General features: G+C 68.5%; 20 protein-coding genes, 2 tRNA genes and 1 pseudogene. 12 read left to right on the forward strand and 11 right to left on the reverse strand.

The genetic code is table 11. The annotated features are described in order from the left end of the window. The 4 genes and pseudogenes from Taqua_RS00005 to Taqua_RS00020 form a co-directional block, all read left to right on the forward strand. Positions 1 to 111, forward strand: a pseudogene (locus tag Taqua_RS00005) (IS5-like element ISCARN85 family transposase); the annotation flags it as partial. A 27-nt stretch (positions 112 to 138) separates the two neighbouring features. Then, a complete protein-coding gene (locus tag Taqua_RS00010) occupies positions 139 to 2049 on the forward strand; it encodes a type IIL restriction-modification enzyme MmeI (RefSeq protein ID WP_144324014.1) in 1911 nt (636 codons plus the stop codon). After that, entirely contained in the window at positions 2046 to 3032 is a 987-nt protein-coding gene (locus tag Taqua_RS00015) for a helix-turn-helix transcriptional regulator (RefSeq protein WP_144324015.1), read from the forward strand. The genes Taqua_RS00010 and Taqua_RS00015 overlap by 4 nt, the downstream gene beginning before the upstream one ends. A 57-nt stretch (positions 3033 to 3089) precedes the next feature. Next, a complete protein-coding gene (locus tag Taqua_RS00020; protein ID WP_144324016.1) occupies positions 3090 to 3299 on the forward strand; it encodes a hypothetical protein in 210 nt (69 codons plus the stop codon). 72 nt (positions 3300 to 3371) lie between these two features. Here Taqua_RS00020 and Taqua_RS00025 read toward each other — a convergent pair whose 3' ends face one another. Continuing rightward, a complete protein-coding gene (locus Taqua_RS00025; RefSeq protein ID WP_144324017.1) occupies positions 3372 to 5402 on the reverse strand; it encodes an HIRAN domain-containing protein in 2031 nt (676 codons plus the stop codon). 65 nt (positions 5403 to 5467) lie between these two features. After that, positions 5468 to 6361, reverse strand: a complete 894-nt coding sequence (locus Taqua_RS00030; RefSeq protein WP_144324018.1) for a hypothetical protein — start codon at positions 6359 to 6361, stop codon at positions 5468 to 5470. A gap of 163 nt (positions 6362 to 6524) precedes the next feature. Here Taqua_RS00030 and trhP point away from each other — a divergent pair, with 163 nt between their 5' ends. Next, positions 6525 to 7991, forward strand: a complete 1467-nt coding sequence (gene trhP, locus Taqua_RS00035; RefSeq protein ID WP_144324019.1) for a prephenate-dependent tRNA uridine(34) hydroxylase TrhP — start codon at positions 6525 to 6527, stop codon at positions 7989 to 7991. A 28-nt stretch (positions 7992 to 8019) separates the two neighbouring features. On the opposite strand, the gene hemL is transcribed toward trhP, so the two are convergent. Beyond that, complete coding sequence (gene hemL / locus Taqua_RS00040) at positions 8020 to 9318, reverse strand: glutamate-1-semialdehyde 2,1-aminomutase (protein ID WP_144324020.1); 1299 nt, start codon at positions 9316 to 9318, stop codon at positions 8020 to 8022. Beyond that, complete coding sequence (locus Taqua_RS00045) at positions 9315 to 10166, reverse strand: bifunctional hydroxymethylpyrimidine kinase/phosphomethylpyrimidine kinase (protein ID WP_144324021.1); 852 nt, start codon at positions 10164 to 10166, stop codon at positions 9315 to 9317. The genes hemL and Taqua_RS00045 overlap by 4 nt, the downstream gene beginning before the upstream one ends. A 59-nt stretch (positions 10167 to 10225) precedes the next feature. Here Taqua_RS00045 and Taqua_RS00050 point away from each other — a divergent pair, with 59 nt between their 5' ends. Beyond that, positions 10226 to 10402: a rubredoxin gene (locus Taqua_RS00050; RefSeq protein ID WP_132961928.1), complete on the forward strand. Its 177-nt coding sequence runs from the start codon at positions 10226 to 10228 to the stop codon at positions 10400 to 10402. A 13-nt stretch (positions 10403 to 10415) separates the two neighbouring features. Here the strand turns inward: Taqua_RS00050 and Taqua_RS00055 are convergent, their stop codons facing one another. Continuing rightward, positions 10416 to 11912, reverse strand: a complete 1497-nt coding sequence (locus Taqua_RS00055; RefSeq protein WP_144324022.1) for a cryptochrome/photolyase family protein — start codon at positions 11910 to 11912, stop codon at positions 10416 to 10418. Between the two features lie 26 nt (positions 11913 to 11938). Between Taqua_RS00055 and Taqua_RS00060 the strand changes: the two genes are divergently transcribed. Genes Taqua_RS00060 through Taqua_RS00085 form a run of 6 tightly spaced genes read left to right on the forward strand, consistent with a single transcriptional unit; the run spans position 11939 to position 16826 of the window. Then, positions 11939 to 12580: a YqgE/AlgH family protein gene (locus Taqua_RS00060; RefSeq protein WP_144324023.1), complete on the forward strand. Its 642-nt coding sequence runs from the start codon at positions 11939 to 11941 to the stop codon at positions 12578 to 12580. Next, positions 12547 to 12987, forward strand: a complete 441-nt coding sequence (gene ruvX / locus Taqua_RS00065) for a Holliday junction resolvase RuvX (protein WP_425472541.1) — start codon at positions 12547 to 12549, stop codon at positions 12985 to 12987. Before Taqua_RS00060 ends, ruvX begins: the two co-directional genes overlap by 34 nt. Then, entirely contained in the window at positions 12984 to 13532 is a 549-nt protein-coding gene (pyrR, locus tag Taqua_RS00070; RefSeq protein ID WP_144324024.1) for a bifunctional pyr operon transcriptional regulator/uracil phosphoribosyltransferase PyrR, read from the forward strand. The genes ruvX and pyrR overlap by 4 nt, the downstream gene beginning before the upstream one ends. After that, positions 13529 to 14488: an aspartate carbamoyltransferase catalytic subunit gene (locus tag Taqua_RS00075; RefSeq protein ID WP_144324025.1), complete on the forward strand. Its 960-nt coding sequence runs from the start codon at positions 13529 to 13531 to the stop codon at positions 14486 to 14488. Before pyrR ends, Taqua_RS00075 begins: the two co-directional genes overlap by 4 nt. Further along, complete coding sequence (locus tag Taqua_RS00080; protein ID WP_144324026.1) at positions 14485 to 15804, forward strand: dihydroorotase; 1320 nt, start codon at positions 14485 to 14487, stop codon at positions 15802 to 15804. The genes Taqua_RS00075 and Taqua_RS00080 overlap by 4 nt, the downstream gene beginning before the upstream one ends. After that, positions 15804 to 16826: a DUF475 domain-containing protein gene (locus Taqua_RS00085; protein ID WP_221933901.1), complete on the forward strand. Its 1023-nt coding sequence runs from the start codon at positions 15804 to 15806 to the stop codon at positions 16824 to 16826. The genes Taqua_RS00080 and Taqua_RS00085 overlap by 1 nt, the downstream gene beginning before the upstream one ends. On the opposite strand, the gene Taqua_RS00090 is transcribed toward Taqua_RS00085, so the two are convergent. The 6 genes from Taqua_RS00090 to Taqua_RS00115 form a co-directional block, all read right to left on the reverse strand. After that, positions 16811 to 17464 (reverse strand): hypothetical protein, encoded by a 654-nt coding sequence (locus tag Taqua_RS00090; protein WP_185969520.1) that lies wholly within the window; start codon positions 17462 to 17464, stop codon positions 16811 to 16813. The two genes, Taqua_RS00085 and Taqua_RS00090, sit on opposite strands and share 16 nt — an antisense overlap. Positions 17465 to 17560: 96 nt before the next feature. Next, positions 17561 to 17636: transfer RNA gene (locus Taqua_RS00095), tRNA-Lys, on the reverse strand. A 3-nt stretch (positions 17637 to 17639) separates the two neighbouring features. Further along, positions 17640 to 17715: transfer RNA gene (locus tag Taqua_RS00100), tRNA-Ala, on the reverse strand. Between the two features lie 19 nt (positions 17716 to 17734). Next, positions 17735 to 19381, reverse strand: a complete 1647-nt coding sequence (locus tag Taqua_RS00105) for a response regulator (RefSeq protein ID WP_144324028.1) — start codon at positions 19379 to 19381, stop codon at positions 17735 to 17737. Beyond that, positions 19378 to 21063: a tetratricopeptide repeat protein gene (locus Taqua_RS00110; protein WP_144324029.1), complete on the reverse strand. Its 1686-nt coding sequence runs from the start codon at positions 21061 to 21063 to the stop codon at positions 19378 to 19380. The genes Taqua_RS00105 and Taqua_RS00110 overlap by 4 nt, the downstream gene beginning before the upstream one ends. Next, on the reverse strand, positions 21060 to 22274 hold the full coding sequence (locus Taqua_RS00115) for a type II secretion system F family protein (protein WP_144324030.1): 1215 nt from the start codon (positions 22272 to 22274) through the stop codon (positions 21060 to 21062). The genes Taqua_RS00110 and Taqua_RS00115 overlap by 4 nt, the downstream gene beginning before the upstream one ends. Positions 22275 to 22329: the final 55 nt, after the last annotated feature.

Here is a 22329-nt window from a genome sequence, read left to right on the forward strand (position 1 = left end):
CTGTTCCGCCGTCTGAAAGGGTTCCGCCGCATCTTCAGCCGCTTCGACAAGCTCGACGTCATGTTCGCGGCCTTCATCCACTTCGCACTGATCGTCGAATCGTTGCGATAGTGTTAACAGGCCCTAGGCGATGGCTATGTGGACGCCGTGCGCGCCACCTGGCCGGAAGTACCCGAATCCGCCGACTTCGTCATGTACTGGTGGCACATCGCCGCCGAAACCGTGCGCGCAGGTCAGGCCAAACGCTTTGGCTTCATCACCACCAACAGCATCAAGCAGACCTTCAACCGCCGCGTGCTCGAAGCCCAGCTTGGGGCGAAACAAAACCCGCTGGCGCTGGCCTTTGCCATCCCCGACCACCCCTGGGTGGACGCCGCCGACGGCGCTGCCGTGCGCATCGCCATGACCGTGGGGGTACAAGCCCCTCCCCCGCTTGCGGGGGAGGTTGGGAGGGGGACCCTCCTCACCGTCACCGCCGAGCGCGAAACCGGCGAAGACGCCCACGAAGTCACCCTTGCCGAACGCGAAGGCACCATTCATGCGGATTTGACCATCGGTGCGAATGTGGCGGGGGCGGTGGCCTTGTGGGCCAATGCCAATATCGCTTCTCGTGGTGTTCAACTAATAGGCGCGGGCTTTATTGTCACTCCGGAAGACCTGCCTGCGCTTTCCCCCTCTCCCCAACCCTCCCCCGCGAGGGGGGAGGGGGCAGGCCGTGTTCCGTTACTGGATGCGTCACAACTAACTGCCGGCAGTTTTCTCCCCTCCCCCCTCGCGGGGGAGGGGCTGGGGGAGAGGGGGCTGAACCTATCCAACCACAGCGTCATCCGCGCTTACCGCAATGGCCGTGACCTGACCGACAAACCCCGTGGCGTACTGGTCATTGACCTCTTTGGCCTGACCGAAGACGAGGTACGCCGCTGCCATCCGGCCATCTACCAATGGGTACTGGAGCGAGTCAAACCGGAACGCGACCAGAACAAGCGCGCCAGCTACCGCAATAACTGGTGGATTTTTGGTGAACCCCGTCGCGAATGGCGCTCAATGTCTGCCGGCCTGCCCCGCTATATCGCCACGGTGGAAACTGCCAAGCACCGCCTATTCCAGTTTCTTGAGGCCGACATCCTGCCGGATAACATGCTGGTCAATATCGCCATAACCGATGCCTACCACCTGGGCGTGCTCTCCTCCCGAATCCATGTCGCATGGGCGCTGGCGGTGGGCGGCACGCTTGAAGATCGTCCGCGCTACAACAAAACCCGCTGCTTTGAAACCTTCCCCTTCCCCGACGAAGACACCGGCCTGAGCCCCGAGCTTCGCCAGCGCATTGCCGAGCTGGCCGAACAGATCGACGCCCATCGCAAGCGCCAGCAGGCCGCCCATCCGGAACTCACCCTCACCGGCCTCTACAACGTGCTGGAAAAACTGCGCATAGGTGAACCCTTGAGCGCCAAGGACAAGGCCATCCACGAGGCCGGGCTGGTGAGCGTGCTCAAGGCCCTGCACGACGACCTCGACCGCGCCGTGTTTGCCGCCTATGGCTGGGATGATCTGGCCGCTTTGCTCATCGGCCGCCCCGGCGCCACCACGCCGCTGACCGACAAAGCCCCCGAACAGGCGGCGGCAGAAGAAGAGCTGCTGTCCCGCCTGGTCGCCCTCAATGCGCGCCGCGCCGCCGAGGAGGCACAGGGCAAAATCCGCTGGCTGCGCCCGGAGTATCAGAACCCTGCGGCAGCGGAGCCTGCTACGACTACGTCCACCCCTGTGCAGACCGAGGTCGACCTGGGCGAGGACGAGGCAACCGCCAAGGCCGCTCCAACCACCGGCGCGAAGAACTGGCCCAAGGACCTGCGCGAGCAGATTCAGACCGTGCGCGACCTGCTCACCAACCAGCCGCAGCCGCTGGAGGTGTTGGCCGCGCACTTTAAGCGCCAACCGGCGCGCGCGGTGGAAGCGGTACTGCATGCGCTTCAGGCGCTGGGGCTGGCCAGCCACGGCCCGGCCGGCTGGAGCACGTGGCAAGGGTCAGGGGAGGCAGCCCCGCCATGAACCGCACCGAGCGCTTCTACAAAATCGACCAACTGCTGCACGAGCGGCGGGTGGTGTCCTTCGCGACGCTGCTGGAAGAACTTGGCGTGTCGCGCGCGACGCTGAAGCGCGACCTCGAATATCTGCGCGAGCGGCTGCATGCCCCCATCGTCTGGGACCGGCAAGCCGGCGGTTATCGTTTTGACGGCGCGCCGGCCACGGGTCCCGCTTACGAACTGCCGGGGCTGTGGTTCTCGGCAGGCGAGCTGTATGCGCTGCTGGCCGCGCAAAAACTCCTGGCCGACATCGAGCCTGGGGTGCTGGCCGCCCATGTGGCCCCGCTGACGGCGCGGTTGGCGGCATTGCTCGAAGCAGGCGGCCACAGCGCCGAAGCGATCGCGCGGCGCGTGCGGCTGCTATCCGTGGCGCGGCGGGCGGTGGAGCCACGCTTTTTCGTCGAGGTGAGCCAGGCGCTCTTTGAGCGACGGCGGCTGGAGATCGCCGCCTACAGCCGTGCGCGGGATGAGACCAACACGCGCATCATTTCGCCCCAGCGGCTGGTGCACTACCGCGACAACTGGTATCTGGACGCCTGGTGCCACTGGCGGCGGGGGCTGCGCACCTTTGCGCTGGACACGCTGCAGCGGGTCAAGCCCTTGCGGCCAGCCGCCAAGGAGATCCCCGACGCCCAGCTCGATGCGCATCTGGCCAGTGCCTACGGCATTTTTGCTGGCAAGCCCAAAGCGAAAGCCGTGCTGCGCTTTTCTCCCGAGCGCGCACGCTGGGTGCGGGAGGAGCGCTGGCATAAGGATCAGGTCGGCACGACGCTGCCCGATGGCAGCTATCGCCTCGAAGTGCCCTATGCCGACGAGCGCGAGCTCATCATGGACATCCTGCGCCATGGGCGGCATGTGGTGGTGGAGCGCCCCAAGGTGCTTCGCCGCCGCGTGGCCGAGGAGGCGGCGGCGGTGGCCCGGCTTTACGCCAAAAGTAGCCGTGCATAGGCTCATGATTTGAGCCTGTCCCCCGCGCACAATGGGCCGGTCTGCAGAGGAGGCCCCATGATCACCGATCTCTTCCTTGCCCTCATCGCCGGCATCGCCACGGAAAGCTTCGTTATCTTCGGGCTGGTTTTGCTGCTGGGTGTCTTCTTCTGGCGCGCCGACCGGCCGTTTTCCAGCGGCGTTTTCAAGTTCGCTTTCATCGCGTTGGGGATTTCCGCGCTGTTTTCGCTCTTCGGTGGCGGGGACGACTGCGATTGCGATTGGTAGGTGGCAACGGTTCAAGTCGGCAGGATAGACAGACACATCGGGGTGATCCCGCTCTGCTACGTAAAAAAGCCTTTATGCGGTGGCATGCTCAACCTCCGGTGTCACGGTGGCCGCCTGCACCACAAACTCCACCCGCGCCCAAGGGTCGGCGGCGCGGTCAACGGCGATAATGCGCGCTTGCAGGCGCTCACCACGCGCCAGCCGCGCGGCTATATCGGCATTTTTCCGCCGCGGCACGTAGCCGAGTTTGTGGTCATGCCAGTCAATGCGCACCGCCTGCCGGTCGTGCGGGTTGTCAGGCTCGCGCACCAGATCAAGCGGCTGGCCGGGGGCAAGCTCATCCTCGAGCTTGGGGCCTTCGTGATACTGGAAGCCGGCAATGAAGTCGGCAAGGATGACATCCTGCGGCACCGGGGTGGTGCCGAACCAGGCGAGCACCGCGGCCAACTGGCGCTCGGTCTTGGCATCGAGCACGGCAGCCTCTTGGCGGGCATCGCGCCAAACATGATTCAGCGCCAGGCTTGCATCGTAGGCTTGCGCGCGGGCATCGGCGCGCTGCGGGGCATTGAGCTCTGTTAGGATGCGCGCCGCCCAGGCCTGCATGGCCCGGCTCACCTGCCGGTTGAAAGGCCCGCGCAACTGCACCAGCTCGTAGCGCGTTCCCTCGTCGGGCGCATACGGCGGATCCACGGCATACTGCGCCGTGGCCCGCTCGCCATCGGAAAGTTGCAGCGCAAACAGCCGATCTCCGTTCACCACCTCCGGCCAATAGTTTGCCACGCAGTGATGCATGGCCGCGCCTTCCTCGGCGAGCGCCTGCGGGGTGAGGAGTTCGCGCGCGCTGTGCCCGTCGGCCGTGTATTCGCCCAGGATCGCCGGCAGGCGGAAGCCCTCCGGCACACGCCAGCGTGGATCGCGCGCGGGCTGATACCGGTGCCAGCGTTGGGAGGCCTCAAGCAGCCCCAGCAGGCCATGGCAGGCCAGCCAGCCGGCGGTCAGCCGCCCGCTGGAGGGGCCATAGGGTCGGCGCAATAGCGCCGCCGCCCGGTTGCGCACGGCGGCGAGGAAGTCGCGGCAATCGGCCAAGGCCGGGTGCAGGTTGCCATAGCGCCGCGCCGCCGTCTCCCAGGTGCGCGTCCAGCCCAGGCGAAACGCGCCGCGATGCACCGCCGGCGGCTGCGGCAGCGGATCGCCCCTCTCCGTCTCGCCCAGCAGCGCAAAGTAATTGGCCAGATACAACTGCCAGCGCTCGAACTCGACCACATCCGGGCGCTGGTTGGCCGGCAGCGCATCGAGCATCGCCAGATACCCGCGCCGGGCGACATGGCTGGGCGCCGGCCACAGCAGGGTGTTGACCGGCGCGCGCACCAGCCCCCGCGAAATCCCGTAGTGCTGCGCCAGCGCGCCGGTGAGGTCGCGCCCCTGGTCGATCACTGCCTCCATCGCCTCGTCCTTCTCGCGCCAGGCGTGGCGCTTGCCACCCTGCACATTGGGCGAATGGTGGAAGGTGAGCAGAATCGGTGCCACCAGCGCTGGAAAGCGCCGCAAGGCCTGCATGCGCCGCTCGCGCAGCACAGGCGGCAGCGTGGCGAGCCGGTTGTAATTGCGCACCGAGACGAGAAAGCGGAAAGGCACCGGGTGCGGCGCCTCACCAGGTCCTGGCGCCACGGCCGACGGCGTAGGCGCGCGTTCCAGCCACAGCAGCAGCCGCATCACCTCGGCATCAAGCTGGGTGACAAAACGCTGGTAGTCGGCATCGAACACAAAGCCCGCATGCGTGCGCGAAGGCAGCGGCAGCACCGGCGCGGCATAGAGCACGGCCACCGGCCCCAGGCCCGCAATCTCCACCTCCCAGCGCGCGCCGCGCAGATCATCGGCCAATGCCGCCACGATAGGCGCAATCAGCGCGTCATCCGGCTGCGCGCCGTAGGGCAGGCGCAAGGCCAGCACGCGCCCATCGGCGAGCAGCAGCCACAACCGAAAGAAGCGGTCCTCGGGCGCAAAGGCGTACCCCGGCAGCCACAGCCGCGCGCGTATCGAGGGCGCAGCGCAGCCCGGCGCAGGCGAGACGACGGCAGAAATGTTGGCGACGAAATCCTCCATGCCGCCGATGATGCGGCAGGAGGTGGCTCATGGGGTGAGCCCGGTGGAGACCAGCGGCTGACTGTTCATTCATCCTTCCCCCACGCCTGCCCGATCCACAGCCCCAACAGCAACGGCCAGACCCAGTGGATGGGCTGGCTGGGGGGAGGCGGCGTGTGGGCCTGGGCCGTGTGGACAGGCATGGCGCGCTGCGCCTGCCACCGTGCCACAGCCGCCTGCCGCGCAAGCGGCGTCATCCCCGCGCCAACAAGCAGTGTCGTAGCGAGCGCCAGCACCGCAGCGGCAAGCGGTATCACCAGCAGCAGGTTACCGACAAACGACAAAATCAGGGTGAGGAACAGCGCGACCAGAAATGTTTGATCCGCGATCAGCCACAACCACAACAGGATCCACAGCGGTGCGCTGATCATCCACAACGTCCAGTGATCCCCGAAAGCCTCGACAACGTAGGTGAACAGCCCGTCGGCCGACCAGGCTGGCTGACAGGGTGCGCGGGTGAACTCGCGTGCCTGTGCCTTGGGCACCGCCGCACGCGGAAAAGGAATGACAGAGGCCGCAGGCCGCCCCGTTTTTCGGGGTCGGCGCAGGCGGCTCAACCGCCGTCGTTGCCACCACGCAAACGGATTGCTCAGCCAGCGCTCGCGCGGCTGCGGTCGGCGCCGCCAGGGGCGGTGTAAAAGCTGCCGCAGCGCCCATTCCACGGCCATCGAAGCCAGGGTCAACGGCATCCACAGCCACCAGGGCAAGCGCAGCAGCGCCGAAAGCGCCACCACAAGACTCACCACGAACAGCGCACTCAGGAACGAAGCCGGCCAGGCCAGCCACGGCGGCTCGTTGGGCAGCGTGCCCACATAGGCCACTGTAATCGCCCCGACGGATGCGAGCAGCCAGCCCTGTACATGGGCGCGGTAGCGGTGGCGCAGGAATGCGGCCAGAGGGGAGCGGACAGCGCGCTGCATGGTTCATCGGCAACTGTGCAGGGCCCGCACGGCGGGCGTGGACACATTGTCCGCCGCCATCAGGCTCAACAGGTGAGCCCGATGCCGCTGGCCGGCTCCGCGCACGCTGCTGGCCCAGCCGGGGCCGGCGCCGCCTGCCAAGCGCGGGGGCCATAATCGGGTGATGGATCGCACTGCCCCCGAACTGTTGCTGCCCGCTGGGTCGCTGGCGCACCTGCGTGCCGCGTTTGATTTTGGCGCCGACGCCGTCTATGCCGGTCAGCCGCGCTACTCCTTGCGGGCGCGCAACAACGCGTTTCGGCTCGAGCAGCTGGCTCAGGGCATTGCCGAGGCGCATGCGCGAGGCAAGCGTTTCTTTGTCACCAGCAACCTGATCGCCCACAACGACAAGGTGCGCACCTACCTGCGCGACCTGGCGCCGGTGGTCGAGCTGCACCCGGATGCCCTCATCATGGCCGATGCCGGCCTCATCATGCTGGTGCGCGAGGAGATGGAGCGCGGCCGCTGGCCCGAGATACCGATCCACCTGTCGGTGCAGGCCAACACCACCAACTGGGCGGCGGTCAAGTTCTGGCAGCGTGCAGGCGTGGCGCGCATCATCCTGAGCCGGGAGCTGAGCCTGGAGGAGATTGCCCAGATCCGCGAGGCTTGCCCCGACGTCGAGCTGGAGGTGTTTGTGCATGGCGCGCTGTGCATCGCGTACTCGGGGCGCTGCCTGCTGAGCGGCTACTTCAACCGCCGCGACCCCAACCAAGGCACCTGCACCAACGCATGCCGCTGGCGCTACCGCACCCATGCGGCGGATGAGACCGAGACCGGCAATGTCGAGCCGCTTGCCGGCGCGGGTTGCGGCAGCGGCTGCGGCGGGGCGCAGGCACCCGACGACGATACCACGGCGGGCCGATTGAGCGCCGATTTTGACTTTGCCTACGAGCAGGCGCAGGCCGAGGCGATGCGGGCCACCACCGGCGACGGCCGGCGCCACCCGTTGGCCGACCGCGTGTGGCTGCTGGAGGAGGCGTCGCGCCCCGGCGAGCTAATGCCGGTGATGGAAGACGAGCACGGCACCTACATCCTCAACAGCCGCGACCTGCGCGCGGTGGAGTATGTGCAGGATTTGGTGCGCATCGGCGTCGATTCGCTCAAGATCGAGGGGCGGACCAAGAGCGTGTACTACGTGGCGCGCACCGCCCAGGTGTACCGTCAGGCGATCGATGACGCAGTGGCGGGCCGGCCGTTTGACCCGGCGCTGCTGCACGCCTTGGAGGGCTTGGCCAGCCGGGGCTACACCAGCGGCTTGCTGGTGCGCCGTCCCGCGCAGGCCTACCAGAACTACGACCAGGGGCATTCGACCCCGACGCGCAGCCAATACGTGGGCGATGTGCTCGACGTGCGCGCCGACGGCTGGGCGCTGGTCGAAACCAAAAACCGCTTTGCCGTGGGGGACGAGCTGGAGGTGATCCACCCCGCTGGCAACCGCTGCGTGCGGGTGGAGCGCATGCAAAACGCCGATGGCGAGCCCATCACCGTGGCCGCCGGTAACCCACTGCGGGTTTGGGTGCCGCTGGGCGAGCCGGTGCGCGGTGCCCTGCTGGCACGCCGGTTGGTGCCGCAGGGCGCCGAAGCGTAAGGGCTGTCGGTGCTGGTGCCGGTGTGCGTCAGGTCAGCTCGGCCAGCACGGCGCGGGCCGCGGTCAGCGTCGCTTCGATATCGGCGTCGGTGTGCGCGGCGCTCACAAAGCCGGCCTCGTACAACGCCGGGGCCAGGTACACACCGCGCTGCAGCATGCCATGGAAAAAGCGGTTGAAGCGCGCTGCGTCGCTGGCCATGACCTGGACGTAGTTGCGCGGCAGCTCGGACAAGAAGAAAAACCCGAACATACCGCCCTCGCAGTCGGCGCTGAATGGCACCCCTGCGCGGTTGGCTTCGGCTTGCAGCCCTTGCACCAGCGCGCGTGTGCGTGCTGCCAGGGCGTCGAAGAAACCCGGCTGTTGGATCAGGCGCAGCGTGGCCAGCCCGCACGCGGTGGCCACCGGGTTGCCCGAGAGGGTGCCGGCCTGGTACACCGGCCCTAGCGGCGCGAGTTGCTCCATCACCGCACGCTTGCCACCAAAGGCAGCCAGCGGCATGCCGCCGCCGATAACCTTGCCCAGCACCGTCATGTCGGGCGCAAAGCCCGGGATGGCCTGCGCATACAGGCTTTGCGCGCCGCCCAACGCCACGCGAAAGCCCGTCATCACCTCATCGAACACCAGCAGCGCGCCGTGCTGGCTGCACAGCTCGCGGCAACGCCGCATGAACGGCACGCTGGCGCGCACAAAGTTCATATTGCCCGCGATGGGCTCGATCATCAGCGCGGCGATCTGCGCGCCGTGCTCGGCAAACGCCGCTTCCAGCTGCTCGACGTTGTTGTACTCCAGCACCAGCGTGTGCTGCACCACCTCGGGCGGCACCCCGGCGCTGGTGGGGTGCCCAAAGGTGGCCAGGCCCGAGCCGGCCTTGACCAGCAGCGCGTCGGCGTGGCCGTGGTAGCAGCCTTCGAACTTGATGATTTTGGGCCGCCCGGTGGCGCCTCGGGCCAGGCGGATGGCGCTCATGCCCGCCTCGGTGCCGGAGTTGACCAGCCGCACCATCTCCAGGCTGGGCACCAGCCGCAGGATTTCCTCCACCAGCTCGATTTCCCGCTCGGTGGGGGCTCCAAAGGACAAGCCTTCCTGCACCGCGGCCTGCACCGCACGCAGCACCTCCGGGTGGCCGTGGCCCAGGATCATCGGCCCCCACGAGCCGATGTAGTCGATATAGCGCTGGCCGTTGGCGTCCCACAGGTAGGCGCCTTGCGCACGGGTGATGAAGCGCGGTGTGCCACCGACGGCCTTGAAGGCACGCACAGGCGAGTTGACGCCACCGGGAATGACGGCCTTGGCACGGTCGAACAGGGTCAGGTTGCGGTCGCTCATGGGTTGTCGTCGTGGTCGTCGTCACTGGGCGCATCGGCCCAAAACAGGCGCTGCGGCACGGCGCCGCCCATGCCGGGCACAAAGCCGTGCGCCAGCGCTTGGTCCAGGTACGCCAGCGCCTGCGTGGCCGCCTCGCCAAGTTCGGCCTCGTGCGCGAGCAAGCCCGCCAGTGCCGCGGCCAGCGTGTCGCCCGCACCCACAAAGCCGACGTCGATGCGCTCAAACGGCGCGCTGGCCAGCACGACCTCGGGCGTGGCCAGCTGGTTGTCGATGCGCTCGCCGCTGGCCAGGCCGGTGACCAAGGTGGCCGCTACGCCGTGGGCCGCTGCTGCCCGTGCGATATCACGCGGGCCGGGGGCGCGGTCATCGTCCCAGTCGGGCAGCAGCCAGCGCGCCAGGGTGTGGTGGTTGCCCACCAGCACGTCGGTTTGCGGCAGCACCAGTTCGGTGCCGGCTTCCAGCAGCGCTTCACGGCTGGGGTCATCCAGCGCCGCCAGCTCCGGCACGTAGGTCACCACGGGCAGCTCGTCGTAGTCGCTCAAAATGGCGCTGATGGCCGCCATGCCCTGGGCACTGCCGGCCAGTGTCAATTTGACGGCGTGCACGGGCATATCCTCGAGCACCCCGCGGGCTTGCTCGTCGATCCAGTCGGCGTCCAGCGGCAGCAGGTGGGTGCGCTGGCGCGTGTCGCCCAGCCACACGGCCGTCAGCACCGGCAAGGCGTGGCACGAGGCACTGGCCAAAGCCGTGATGTCGGCAGCCACACCCGCCGCACCACACGGATCGTTGGCGTTGAAGCACAGCACGCAAGGCATGCCGGGGGCGTTGTCGTGGTCGGCGGTGGTCATGGGCGGCACTACAATGCCCGCCATTCTATCGACAACCCCTTGCGAGCTTGCTGGTGGCCATGACGACCCCTTACCGTACCTGGATGTGCCTGATCTGCGGCTGGATTTATGACGAAGCCGCGGGTGACCCCGAGCACGGCCTGGCGCCCGGCACCCGCTGGGAAGATGTGCCCGTCAACTGGACGTGCCCGGAGTGCGGCGCGCGCAAGGAAGATTTCGAGATGGTGCCGCTGTGACGGCGGTGCCGCTTCAGCCGGCTGCCTTGATCACCGCGTAGCGCTGAAGGGTGCGCTGGCGTGCCTCGGTGTGGTCCACGATGGGCCGCGGGTAGGTTTTGTCCAGCGTCACGCCGGCAGCAGCCAGCACGCCCGGGCTGCACAACCAGGGGGCGTGGATGGCCTCGTCGTCCAGGCCGGCCAGCTCTGGCACGTAGCGCCGAATAAATTTGCCGTGGGGGTCGAACTTGCGGCTTTGCGTCACTGGATTGAAGATGCGGAAATACGGTTGCGCATCGCAGCCGCTGGACGCCGCCCACTGCCAGCCGCCGTTGTTGGCGGCGAGGTCGAAGTCCAGCAGGTGGTCGGCAAAATACTGCTCGCCGCGGCGCCAGTCCAGCCCCAAATCCTTGGTTAAAAAGCTCGCCACCATCATGCGTAGCCGGTTGTGCATGTAGCCGGTTTGGTTCAGTTGGCGCATCGCGGCGTCCACCAGCGGGTAGCCGGTGCGCCCCTCGCACCACGCGGCCCACAGCGCGTCGGCGTGGCGGCCGCGCTCCCAGCGGATGCGGTCGTACTCGGGCTTGAACGCATGCCCCACCACATGGGGAAAGTTGGCCAGGATCTGGTGGTAAAAGTCGCGCCAGATCAGCTCGTTCAACCACGCGCTGCCGCCCGCTTGCCCCTGCGTGTGCAGCGCGTGGGCGGTCGCCGCCACGGTGCGGATGCTGAGCGTGCCAAAGCGCAGGTGGGTGCTAAGGTAACTCGGGCCTTTGACGCCGGGGTAGTCGCGCGTCAGGTGGTAGCGCTCGATGCGGCCTAAAAAATCCTCCCACATGGCGTACGCGCCGCGTGTGCCGGTGCGCATCGGCAACTGACGCAGGTTGGTGGCGGCAAAGCCCAACGCGGCCAGCGTGGGCAACGACTGCGCCAGGTGCGCGGGTACCGGCGCCAGCGCCGCGCCGTAGCGCTCTACCGGGTAGGCCTTCAGATGAAACGGCGTCAGCTGCCGCAGCCAGGCGTTTTTGTACGGGGTGAAGACGGTGAACGGGCGCCCGTTGGCGGTGAGCACCTCGCGCCGCTCGAAGATCACGTGGTCCTTGTAGGTGTGCAGCACCGCGCCCTGGTGCGCCAGCGTGCCCAACACGCGCGCGTCGCGCTGCAGCGCGTAAGGGTCGTCGTCGTGGTTGGCAAACACCGCCTGCACGCCCAACTCCGCCGCCAGGCGCGGAATGGCCTCGGCCGCGGCCGCGTGCCGCACGATCAGGCCCACCCCCTCGGTGCCGTGCGCGCGGCCCAGCGCGCGCAGCTGCTCGTCCAGGTCCAGCAGGCTTTCGTGGATGAACTCCACGCGCCGGTCGGCGTTCAGGCCGCGCTGGCGCAGCGGCTCCAAAATCGCCGTGTCAAAGACAAACGCGCACCACACCTTGCGGCACTGGCGCAGCGCGTGGTACAGGGCGGCGTTGTCCTCGACGCGCAAGTCGCGCCGAAACCACATCAGGCCGCTGTCGTAACGTGGGGTGTGCTGCATGGGGTGGACCGTACAATCGGACGCCTATGAGTTCGGATTCTGCCCCCATCAACCTCACGCATCATTTTTTGATCGCCATGCCCGGGCTCAACGACGAACTGTTTGGCCGCAGCGTGGTGTACGTGTGCGAGCATTCGCCGCAGGGGGCGCTGGGGCTGATCATCAACAAACCCGCTGGCGTGACGCTGGGGGAGCTGTTCGAGCGGCTGGAGCTGCCGCTGGGCCGTCCCGACTGGGCCGACATGCCGGTGCTGCGTGGCGGCCCGCTGCAAACCGAGCGCGGCTTCGTGCTGCACGAAGCTATCGGCGAGCCGGTACCGCTGGCCGGCGCTGCGGATGACGACGCCGGGCAGGAGGGGACCGCGCCCCCCACCGCCTACGCGTCCACGCTGCGGGTGGCTGGCACCCGGCTGGAGCTGACCACCTCGCGCGACGTGCTGGAAGCCGTCTCGGTGGGCGCCGGGCCGCGCCAGATGCTGCTGGCGCTGGGTTACTCGTCGTGGGGCGAGGGGCAGCTGGAGTCTGAGTTGGGCGACAACGCATGGCTGACCGTGCCGGCCGACGAGTCGCTGCTGTTTGATGTGCCGCTGGCGCAGCGTTACGAGCGCGCGCTGGCCCTGCTGGGGCTGCAGCCGTGGATGCTGACGCCAAACGCAGGGCGGGCCTGACCGTGTGGGGCGTGGTGCCCGCGCGGGCGCAAACCTTCCTTGGCTTCGACTGGGGGCTGCGCCGCATCGGCGTGGCCAGCGGCAACCGCATCACACGCACCGCCAGCCCACTGTCGACGCTGCACGAGCAAGGCGACGCGCGTTGGCAGCGCGTGCAGGCGTTGCTGCGGCAGTGGCAGCCGGACGCGCTGGTGGTGGGGGTGCCGTACCATCCCGACGGCGCCGGGCACGACAACACCCGCGCCGCGCAGCGGTTTGCACGCCAGTTGCATGGGCGCTTTGGCCTGCCGGTGGTCGAGGTGGACGAACGCTACAGCACCACGCAGGCCCACGCACTGGGCGCGCACGATGCCGACGCCGCCGCCGCCTGCATCATCTTGGAACAATACCTGAGGAGCCTGCCATGACCGCCCCGCCGACATCGGGCACCCTGGCGCTGGACGCCGAGTCGCTGTACGCCGAGCTCAAGCGCGCCGTGCAAGGCTTGTTGGCCACGGGGCCGCAGCCCACGCACTTGGTGGGCGTGGCCTCGGGCGGCGCCTGGCTGGCCGAGCGGCTGCAGCGCGAGCTGGGCCTGCCCGGCCAGGCGGGCGTGGTCGCCTCCACGCTGCACCGCGACGACTACGCCCAGCGCGGGCTGGCGCCGGCCGGTGCGCGCACGCAGTTGCCGTTCGACGTCGAAGGCGCGCACATCCTGCTGATCGACGACGTGCTGTACACCGGCCGCACGCTGCGCGCCGTGCTCAACGAACTGTTCGACCACGGCCGCCCGGCCAGCGTGCGCCTGGCGGTGCTGGTGGACCGCGGTGGGCGCGAGCTGCCGGTGGCCGCCGATGCGGCCGCCGTGCGCCTGCCGCTGCCGCCCGAGCAGTCGTTCGAGCTCACCCGCAGCGTCGACGGCCGCTTTGGCTTTGCTCTGCTGCCGCGCCGCGCGCAAGGAGCGCCCCGATGAACCGCCGCAACCCGCAGCTCAACCGCCACGGCGAGCTGATCCACCTGCTGTCCACCGAAGGGCTGCCGCGCGACATCCTGCTGCATATCCTCGATACCGCGCAGCAGTTCGTCAGCGTCAACGACCGCGAGGTCAAAAAAGTCCCGTTGCTGCGTGGCAAAAGCGTGTTCAACCTGTTTTTTGAAAACAGCACGCGCACGCGCACCACGTTCGAAATCGCCGCCACGCGCCTGTCGGCCGACGTGTTCAACCTCGACATCGCGCGCTCGTCCACCGCCAAGGGCGAAACGCTGCTGGACACGATCGCCAACCTGTCGGCCATGGCGGCCGATATTTTTGTCGTGCGCCACAGCGAATCCGGCGCGCCGTACCTGATCGCGCAGCACGTCGCGCCACACGTGCACGTCATCAACGCCGGCGACGGACGCCACGCTCACCCCACCCAGGGCCTGCTGGACATGTACACCATCCGCCACTACAAGGGTGACTTCCGCAACCTGTCGGTGGCCATCGTGGGCGACGTGCTGCACTCGCGTGTGGCGCGCTCCGACATCCATGCGCTGACCACCCTGGGCTGCCCGGACGTGCGGGTGGTGGGGCCGCGCACGCTGGTGCCGTCCGACCTGGCGCAGCTGGGCGTGCGCGTGTGCCACTCGCTGCAAGAAGGCATCCGCGACTGCGACGTCGTCATCGCGCTGCGGCTGCAAAACGAACGCATGAGCGGCGCGCTGCTGCCTTCCAGCCAGGAATTCCACCAAAGCTTTGGCCTGACGCCGCAGCGCCTGCGCTGGGCCAAGCCCGACGCCATCGTCATGCACCCGGGGCCCGTCAACCGCGGGGTGGAAATCGACTCCAGCGTCGTCGACGGCGCGCAAAGCGTGGTGCTGCCGCAGGTCACCTTTGGCATTGCGGTGCGCATGGCGGTCATGGGCATCATCGCGGGCAACGAAGCATGAAGCTGCTGATTCGCAACGGACGTGTCATCGACCCCGCCAGCGGCACCGACCGCGTGGCCGACGTGGCCATCGCCGCGGGGCGCATCATCGGCATCGGCAGCGCACCGGCCGACTTCGCCCCCAACCGCGTGCTGGACGCCAGCGGCTGCTGGGTGTTGCCGGGCCTGGTGGACCTGTGCGCGCGCCTGCGCGAGCCCGGCGGCGAGCACGCCGGGCTGCTGGAAAGCGAAACCGCCGCCGCCGTGGCCGGTGGCGTCACCAGCCTGGTGTGCCCGCCGGACACCGACCCCGTGCTGGACGAGCCGGGCCTGGTGGACATGCTGCGCCAACGCGCCGAAGCCCTGCACCGCTGCCGTGTGCTGCCACTGGGGGCGCTCACGCGCGGGCTGGCCGGCGAGGTGCTGGCCGAAATGGTGCAGCTCAGCGACCGTGGCTGCGTCGGCTTTGGCCAAGCCGACCGCCCCATCGTCAACACCCAGGTGCTGCTGCGTGCGCTGCAGTACGCCGCCACCTTTGGCTACACCGTCTGGCTGCGGCCCGACGAGCCGTGGCTCGGTAAAGGCGTCATGGCCAGCGGACCGCTGGCCACACGGCTGGGGCTGCCGGGCGTGCCTGCGGCGGCCGAAGTCATCGCCCTGCACACGGTGCTGGAGCTGCTGCGCAGCGTCGTTGGCCAACCGCCCAGCGCCACCGTGCGGCTGCACATCGCGCGCCTGAGCACCGCCGCCGGCGTCGAGTTGGTGCGCCGCGCCAAAGCCGAAGGTCTGCCGGTCACCGCCGACGTCAGCATCCACAACCTGATGCTGACCGACACCGACATCGGCTACTACGACACCCGGCTGCGCCTGCAGCCGCCGCTGCGCCAGCAGCGCGACCGGGAGGCGCTGCGCCAAGGCCTGGCCGACGGTACGCTGGACGCGCTGGTGTCCGACCACACCCCGGTGTCGGCCGACGACAAGCTGCTGCCCTTTGGCGAGGCCACGCCCGGCGCCACCGCGGTGGAGCTGCTGGCGGCGGTGGCCCTCAAGTGGGCCGAGCAAGACCGGGTGCCGCTGGCGCGCGTGGTCGAGGTGCTCACCCTCGGCCCGGCGCGTGTGCTGGGCGCGCGCCTGGGCACGCTGGGCGCCAGCCTGGGGCGGCTCGCCGTGGGCGGCGTGGCCGACGTCTGCGTGCTGGCGCCGCAGGACCCGTGGCGGGTCGAGCCCGCCGCGCTCGTCAGCCAGGGCCGCCACACGCCGTTCGAAGGGCACGAGCTGCCGGCGCGCGTGCGTGCCACGCTCGTGGGCGGCCACCTGGCTTATGAGGTCCAGCCATGATCCGTCACTTTGGGTTTTCGTTGGCGTTTTCGGCGCTGTGCCTGGCGCTGGCCGCGTGGTGGGGCCTGAGCACACCGCAGGGGCTGTGGACGGCGCTGTGGATCACCGCCGTGCTGGCCGTGCTGGAGGTGAGCCTGTCGTTCGACAACGCGGTGGTCAACGCCAGCGTGCTGCGCACGATGAGCCCGCTGTGGCAAAAGCTGTTCCTCACGGTGGGCATTCTGATCGCCGTCTTTGGCATGCGGCTGGTCTTTCCCATCGTCATCGTCGCCGTGTCCGCCGACCTGGGTTGGCTCGACACCGTGTGGCTGGCGCTGCGCGAGCCGGACGCCTACGCCCGTGTGCTCACCGACGCCTACCCGGTCATTTCGGCCTTCGGCGGCACGTTTTTGCTGCTGGTGTTTCTCAATTTTCTTTTCGACGCCGACAAAGAAACGCACTGGCTCGGGCCGCTGGAGCGGCGCATGGTGCGTGCGGCCAAGTTCGATGAAATCAGCGTCTTCATCGCGATGCTGGTGGTGTTCTCGACGCGCTGGTGGGTGCCCGACGCGGAGCAGATGCGGGTTTTCGTCGCCGGCATCGGTGGCATCGTGCTGTACCTGGCGGTGGACGCGGTGGGGGCGCTGTTCGAAAGCGAAGAGCAGGGCGACGCCGCCGTGGCCACCGTGCAGCGCAGCGGCGCGGCCAGCTTTTTGTATCTGGAAGTGCTGGATGCGTCGTTTTCGTTCGACGGTGTCATCGGCGCCTTCGCCATCACCAAGGACGTCGTCGTCATCATGCTGGGACTGGCCATCGGCGCCATCTTCGTGCGCTCGATGACCGTGTACCTGGTGCAGCGCGGCACGCTGCAAGCGTACCGCTACCTGGAACACGGTGCGCACTACGCCATCGGCGCGTTGGCGGCTATCATGCTGATGGGCACCGTCGTGCACGTGCCCGAAGTCGTCACCGGCCTGGTCGGCGTGGCGTTGATCGTGGCGTCGGTGTGGTCGTCGGTGCGCGAGCGTCAGCGCGGCGCCTGAGCGGCGGCGCCATCGGCCGCCATCCCGTCCGACAGCGCCACCGCAGCCCCTTGGGCGCCAGCCCTGGCCGTGCTGCGCGAGCGTGCCTTGACTTTGGGTTTGGCCGGCGCGGTGGCCGGCAGCCGGTCCAGTTGACCTTCGGTCAACGTGTCCAGCTGGAAGCGCCCGCTCTTGTCCCACAACCACGTGTCGGTGTACACCACGCTGCCCAGCCGCCGCGCCGCCGGAAACGGCGCCGCCGCCTGCACCATGCGCTCGATTTCGGCCTTGACGTGCGGCACGTGGTCCGGCGCACGCATCCACTCCAGGCGCTGCAGCTCACCCTGGGAGCCGATCGTCAGCCGCATCACCCCCACCGCCTGCAGCAGCGGCGGCAACTTGCCGCGGTAGATGCGGTTGGCATAACGCTCATACAGATGGGCGGCACCGTCGCGGCGGTATTCACGCTCGGTGCTGGCCAGCGACACCTTGCCGGTGAATTCCGGCACTGGGGCAGGCAGCGGTGCGGGCGGCGCCACCACCACCGGCGCGGGCGCCTGCGCCGCCGGTTTGGGCGGCGTGCTGCACCCCGCCAACGCCAAAGCCAGCCCCAGCGTCGCCCAGGCGGCGCACGTTGCCCCGTGCCGTACTGTCATCATGGGTCGCATTGTGGCGCAAAGGACGGGACGTGGCAATAGGACTGTCCCACGCTTTGGGTTGATATCAATGTGTGCGCGGGTTTTGGTTTTATGCTCTGGTGGGTCCTGTAGGATTCGAACCTACGACCTACGGATTAAGAGTCCGCTGCTCTACCAACTGAGCTAAGAACCCACGTGGTGGACCGAAGGAGGATCGAACTCCCGACCTCCGCATTGCGAACGCGGCGCTCTCCCAGCTGAGCTATCGGCCCGTGAGGTGCGCATTATAGCTCAGGTTTCGGTGCTTTTGACGTCCATGACGCGCAGGCTGACGCCGCCCGCCTGGCGCGCGGCTTTGTCGCCGATGACGGGTTTGTTGGCCCACGACTGGTAGCGTGTGCGCAGTGGCTGCAGCCGCGCGGCCAGCGCCTCGGCGTCGTCGATGCAGGCTTGGTAGCGTTTGAGGGTGCCCCAGGCGGACTCGATGATTTTGGCGTTGCAGGTGGCGTGGCCGTGGGCGAGCAGCTCCAGCACCGCGGCGCGCGGGTTGCCCGCCAGGCTGTGGCGCATGGCGCCTTCGATGAGGCTGAGCACGTCGTTGTACAGGGCGCTGAGCCGCTCGGCGTAGGGCGGGTGGGCGCTGGCCGCCTGGGCCAGCAGGGCCGTCAGCGCCTTGGAGGTGCAAAAGCGCCGCCCCAGCACGGTCAGGCGCTCTTCGACTTCGTCGATCTGGATGGCGCGTGCCGCGGTGTACGCCAGCAGCGTGGCGAGGTTGCAGGCGGCTTCGAAGTCGAAGCCTTCGTCCAACAGTTGCGCCATCATGGCGCGCAAGCCCTGCAGCACGCGCGCGACTTGCGCTTCCAGCAGCAACTGGGCGATGTGCAGCACCTGCACCAGCCGTTGCAGGCGCTGCGATTCGGGGTGGCGCTCCAGGATGCGGCCGGCGTCGTCGATGCAGCGCTGCAGGCCCTTGCGGTCGCTGGCTTCGAAGCGCATGAAGCCCAGCAGCACCAGCGTCTGGGCGTCGAACATTTTGGAGTCCAGCCCCAGGCGCACGCTGCGCGCCAGCATCTGTTCGGCCAGCTCGCACTGGCCGCAGTAGTGCGCCAGCATGCCGTGGCGTTGCAGCCGGCTGATCGAGTACGGCGTGAGCTCGGTGGCCATGCGGTAAGCGGCCAACGCGGCGTCGAAGTTGCCCAGCTCGATTTGCGCGCGGCCCATGACGTCGTAGGCGTCGGCGTAGCCGGAATCGCTGTCCAGCAGGGCCTGCAGCGTGCCGCTGGCTTTTTGCGGTTGCCCCGCATCCAGTTGCGCGCGCGCCACGCCCAGCCGGGCCCACGGCAGGGCTTTGGCCTCGACGACGGCTTCGTACAGGTGCTGCGCTTCGTCGTAGCGGTGCAGCCGCAGCAGCAGCTCGGCACCCACGCGCGCGGCGTAGAGCCAGTAGTCCTGCCGGGCGTGGAAGCGTTGCAGGCACAGCTCGGCGGCGCGCTCGAAGTCCTGCGCTTCGACGGCGCTGAAGATGTCGCGCAGCACGGTTTTGCGGTGGCGGGCGTACCCGATGCGCTCGGCCAGCTGACGCGCCGTGAACGGCTTGAGCAGGTACGAGTCCAGCGCCGATTCGGCGGCTTCGGCCACGCGGGCGTACGTGGCCTCGGCCGTGACCATGATGAACACGGTGGCAAAGGGCAGCAGCCCGGCGCGGCGCAGGTCGTCCAGCAGCTCCTGCCCGGTGCCGTGGTCGTTGGGGAAATTTTGCTCGCACACCACGATGTCGAAGGTGCGAAATTCGAGCTGGCGGCGCGCGTCGGCGATGCGCGGCGCCTGGGCCACGGTGGCCGCGCCCAGGTCGCGCAGTTGCGCCACCAGGATGGAGCGCGAGGTGGGGTTGCCATCGACCACCAGGGCCGTGGCGCCGTACAAGTCCCAAGGGTTCATGCGGGCTGGTCAGGGCGTGGGGGCAGGGGGCGGCGGTCCAGCGGCCCCAGGGCGATGCCGCCGGCGGGGCGCAGCCGGGGGTCGCCCAGCGCAGCGCGGTGGCGCGCGGTGCCGTAGGCGGCGCGCAGCGTGGTAACCTGCTGGTGCCAGCGCTCGCCGTTGGGCAGTTGGTTGCGGTGGCGCTGCAGCACCAGCCAGGCCGATTCCACCGCGCGGGCGTTGTAGGTCTGCTGCGCCAGGGTCACCAGCTCCGCCAGGCCCATGACGGGGTCACCGTCGCCAACGCGGCGCAGCGCCGCCTCGATGCGCTGCACCATGGTGGTTTCGCACTGGCGCAACTGCTCGGCGTAGGGGGTGTGGTGGCGCGCGGCGCTGGCCAGCAGTTCGCCCATCGCCTTGGAGGTGACCCAGCGCAGGCCGACACGCTCCACCAGCGCCGGCTGCGGCGCGAGCTGGCCGCGGTGCGTCAGCGCCGCCAGCGCCGCCAGGAGGTTGCAGGCGGCTTCCATCGTGAAGCCGGGCGTGGCAGCGTCGTCGTGCCAGCGCGCAACGTCGTCGTCCAGCGCGTGGCCGGTCTGGGCACGCTGCAGCGCGTCGGCCAGCTGGACGAAACGCTGCAGGCGGGCGTCGTCGGGGTCGGCGGCGGCGCGCTTGTGCAGCTCGGCGCGGTGGCGCTGCAGCTCGTCGGCGTCGTCGCGCTCGTAGGCAGCGATGGCCAGCAGCACCAGGCTTTCGGCGTCGAACATCTTGGAGTCCAGCCCCAGTGTGGCGGCGCGTTGCAGCAACTCCACCGCCTTGTCGCGGTTGCCGATCAAAAACGCCAGCATGCCCAGCCGCTGCTGGCGGCCGATGGCCAGCGGCGTAGCCTCCAGCGCCCGCTCCAGGCTGTCCAGCGCCTGGGTGAACTGCCCCAGCTCCGTTTGCACGCGCGCCAGCACGTCCAGCGCGTCGGGGTCGTCGGGGTGCAGCTCCAGCAGTTGGCGCAGGGTTTGTTCGGCCGCCGCGGGGGCGCCGTCGTCGAGCTGGCAGCGCGCCACGCCCAGCAGCGCCCACGGCTTGGGATCGGCGTCCCAAATCGATTGGAACAGCGCTTGCGCCTGCCCTAGCCGCCCCAGGCGCAGCAGGATTTCGGCGCCCCAGCGCGCCGCCTGCAGCCACTGCGGGCCCCGGCTGGCGAAGCGTTGCAGGCACAGCTCGACGGCATCGTCGTGCCGGCCTTCTTCCAGCGCGCGGTGGATGTCCCACAGGGCGACTTTGCGCCGTTGCGCCTGCTCGATGCGGTCGTACAGGCTGCCGGCGGAGTACGGACGCACGATGTAGCTGTCCACCGACGATTCGGCAGCCTCGGCCACCTTGAGGTAGGTGGCCTCGTCGGTGATCAGGATGAACACGGTGCCAAACGGCAGCAGGCCGCTGCGGCGCAGGTCGTCCAGCAGCGCCTGGCCGGAGCCGCCGCGCGGGAAGTTGTCGCCGCAGACCACGACGTCGAACGGGTGGCGCTCGATTTCGCGCCGCGCATCGGCGATGCGGCCGACCTGGGTGATGGAGCTGAAGCCCAACGCGCGCAGCTGGCCGGCCACCGTCATGCGGGCGGTGGGGTTGGCGTCCACCACCAGCGCGGCGCTGCGCCGCATGTCCGGCGGCAGCGGCGCGACGGTCCCGCCAGCGACGGCTGTGGTCACACGACGGCCCCGAGTTTGAAAATCGGCAGGTACATCGCCACCACGATGCCACCGATGATGGTGCCCAGGATGACGATGATGATGGGCTCCATCAGGCTCGAGAGGCCCGCGACCATGTCGTTGACCTCCTGCTCATAAAAGTCGGCGGCTTTGCCGAGCATATGGTCGATGGCGCCCGACTCTTCGCCGATGGCGCACATTTGCAGCACCATCGACGGAAACACCCCGGTGTTGGTCATGGCCTGGGTCAGCGCCGTGCCGGTGGCGACTTCTTGCTGGATTTTTTCGGTGGCTTCGGCGTACAGCGAGTTGCCGGCGGCGCCCCCCACGGAGTCCAGCGCCTCCACCAGCGGCACGCCGGCGGCGAACATCGTGGCCAGCGTGCGCGTCCAGCGCGCGATGGCGGACTTTTCGACCAGCGGCCCAAAGATGGGCAGCCGCAGCAGCAGCCTGTCCATGAAGCGCTGCACTTTCTCGCTGCGCCGCCAGGCCTGGAAGAAAAAGTACAGTCCGCCGCCCAGTACGCCAAAAATCAGCCACCAGTAGGCGACGAAAAATTCGCTCATCGCGATGACGGCCAACGTGGGCGCGGGCAGGTCGGCACCGAACGAGGTGAACACCTCCTTGAACGCGGGCACGACAAAGATCATGATGACCGACACGACGATGAAGGCCACCACCAGCACCGCGGTGGGGTACATCAGCGCCGACTTGACCTTGCTTTTGATGGCTTCGGTTTTTTCCAGGTAGCTGGCCAGACGGTCGAGGATTTCTTCCAGGATACCGGCCGCCTCGCCCGCTTCGACCAGGTTGCAGTACAGGGCGTTGAAGTACATCGGGTGCTTGCGAAACGCCGCCGACAGCGAGGTGCCCGTCTCGACGTCGGTGCGAATGTCGTACAGCAGCCGTGCCACGCTGGGGTTGGGGTTGCCGCGGCCGACGATGTCGAACGCCTGCAGCAGCGGCACGCCGGCTTTCATCATCGTCGCCAGCTGCCGCGTAAAGATGGCGATGTCCTTGGGCTTGATGCGCTTGGCCGAGGCCAGGCGGCGTTTTTTGACCTTGCTGACCACGATGCCCTGACGGCGCAGCTGCGCCTGCACCTGGGCTTCGCCAACGGCGCGCATTTCGCCTTTGACCGCTTTGCCGTTGCGGTCCTTGCCCTCCCACTCGAAGATGTGTTCGCGGGCGGTTTGGGTTGCCGTGGCCATGCGCGTTCCCCGATGGTGTGTGGCGGTGGGTGGTGGTGCCGCTGGGAGCCCTGAG

This window comes from Tepidimonas aquatica, assembly GCF_007556585.1.
In the GTDB taxonomy this organism is placed as follows: domain Bacteria; phylum Pseudomonadota; class Gammaproteobacteria; order Burkholderiales; family Burkholderiaceae_C; genus Tepidimonas; species Tepidimonas aquatica.